Genomic DNA, 2,321 nt, shown 5'->3' on the forward strand with positions numbered 1-2,321 from the left:
CTGCCTTTTTTGTTTTGCTCAGAACGCTGATTTCGCAGTTTTGCTAATTCCTGTTCAGCAGAAACAAGTCTACTGATCTGTCCGTCATCAGTAATACCCATAGCGGTCGCTTTCAACTCAGCGCGATACTTTATTGCAGCATCAATACCTTGAGTCATTTCTATCTTTAATGCTTCAACCTCATATCCAATGGACTGTAGCATTAGCTCAAATGACTGATCTGTCTTATCTTCAAGTCTGTTTTTAAAATTTGATAGAGCTATCTCAGCATCTTCAGACTCAACACCTGCCTCAGCTAATTTATTTTTAAATGCATCTATCGCTGCTTCCATTTCCGCAGCAGCAGGTGAACCTGTTTCAAGCGTTTTACTGAGTAATTGATTAGATTCAATCAGTGATTTTGCTGATTCGTTATATGCTTTATTTGCGGCAATTTGGCTCGGAGCCATTCCTTCACGTTCTTTTTCAACATCAGAAAGTTTTTGCTGCTGACGGGTTAGCTCTGATACCGATGATCCAATCTTGTCATAATCACTCTTTAAAAGTGTTAATTTTAAAGATAGGTTAGATAAAACCTGAGAATACATCAGGCCGCTATACTGGTTTTGCTGTTGCCAGCGCTGCTGCCCCATTGACATCATTTCATCAATGCGAGCCTGTGTATTTCTAATTTCTTGCTCGGTATTTTTTAGATTTTTAGCCTCAAGCTCAATGGTTATTTTTGTTTCTTCAGCCACAGCTTTAGCTTGTGCTGCTGTTAGCTCGTCAATCTTTTGTATCGCTTCATTGATCTTGTTTTTATATTCATCAATTTTAGAGTTATCGCTCATAGCCTGATAGAGTGCATACACACCGGCAACGGCTAAAAGAATAATACCGGTTGGCCCACCAAATAACGCCATAACATTGCGCAGGCCATTCATTGCTACCGACTGAGCCGTTGATGCCTGTGCTGCCCTTGCCTGAGCAGCAGCAAGTGTGTCATTCGCTGCCGCTGCCGTGGTTTTGGCTTTCTGCTCAAGCGCTGTGGCTGCATTTAACTCCTGCGTCACCTTAGCCTGAGCAGCTTTTGCTGCTGTAAGTTTATTCTCGACCTGCTCAACTTCCCTGCCGGTTGTGGCAAGGTGCTTCTGGATCTTATCTTCGGTGACATACAGTGCATTTTTTGCTTTTTGCACTTCGCGGAGGTTTCCCTCGCTGGCAAGAATTTTATAACTGTTCTCTGCCTCTTTTACTGCCAATACCTGCTTGTCACGGATTAACGCTAATTCTTTCTGCCTGGCGTCTACGGATGCCTCGAACCCTGACAGGTTGGCGACTTCTGACTCTGCCGCCTTAACTGCCGCGTCAGCCATTTCTTTTTTTGCTTTCGCCGCTAATGCCATTTGAGATGCAGATGCCTGATATGCCGCCGCCTCTCTTTTAATGGCCTCTGCATTTTCAACTTCAGCAGTTGTTGCAGCAATAGCCGCCTGAGCATGTCTCAGCAACGAGTTTGTAGCGTTGCCTATATTCCCAATGTAACCAGCACCTAATGCGCCTGACACTGTACCAATAACTCCGGTGTATTTATTGTTTGCTAACGCCGCTTTATCCACCGCTGCTGAGTTAGCGCCCATTTTGCCGGATAACTGAGCCAGATCACGCGACAGCTTGTCTATGGTTGGCATTTTCAACGCTGCAGAAACCTGTGCCGCTGTCGTGTCCAGTTTCGACATTGCCTCGGTAGCCTTGCCTGATGACCTTTCAAGTCCGCTCATTGCCTTATTGACCTGCTGCTCACCAGTAAGCAGACCTTTAACATCCATGCTTACCTGATATACGATCTCACCAACGTTTGCCATTTTGTAGGTTCCTTAAAAAAGAAAACCCCATCACAAGGACGGGGTTTGTTCATGAAAAAATAATTAATTTAAAGGTTATATCCGTTTTCTTTACAGAGTTTTTTTGTTGATTCAACACTCAAGCTATTTGTTGCATCGCTTACTTCTATTGGCGAAACAATAAATACTCTATCGCCTTTTTTATTTATTACATCTACCACGAATACAATAAATGGAGTGAATCCTGCGTATGCGCCGTATGAATTTTTAGAATTAACGTATCCACAATAAACACCATCTTTCCCTTTATAGATTATCTTATTGTGTTTGAAGTCAGCAGTATATGGATCTTTCAGCTTATCTTTCACTGCGCTTTCAACTTCTTTTTTTTCACTGTCTGTTAAGTCACGTTCAATTAGTTGATTCGCATACGCACTGAAACCAACAAAAAACATAAGAAAAACAACAATTACCTTCATCACATCCCCACCCTCAATA

At 42.7% G+C, this 2,321-nt stretch carries 1 protein-coding gene and 1 pseudogene; both read right to left on the reverse strand.

Features of this window, described 5'->3' with window-relative positions:
* On the reverse strand, positions 1–1,844 hold a 1,844-nt coding region (locus tag U868_RS23950), incomplete at its 3' end, for a hypothetical protein (RefSeq protein ID WP_036412501.1).
* 68 nt (positions 1,845–1,912) lie between these two features.
* Positions 1,913–2,321: pseudogene (locus tag U868_RS0123165) on the reverse strand (hypothetical protein); the annotation flags it as partial.

Source organism: Morganella morganii H1r, from assembly GCF_000633515.1.
Taxonomy (GTDB): domain Bacteria; phylum Pseudomonadota; class Gammaproteobacteria; order Enterobacterales; family Enterobacteriaceae; genus Morganella; species Morganella morganii_B.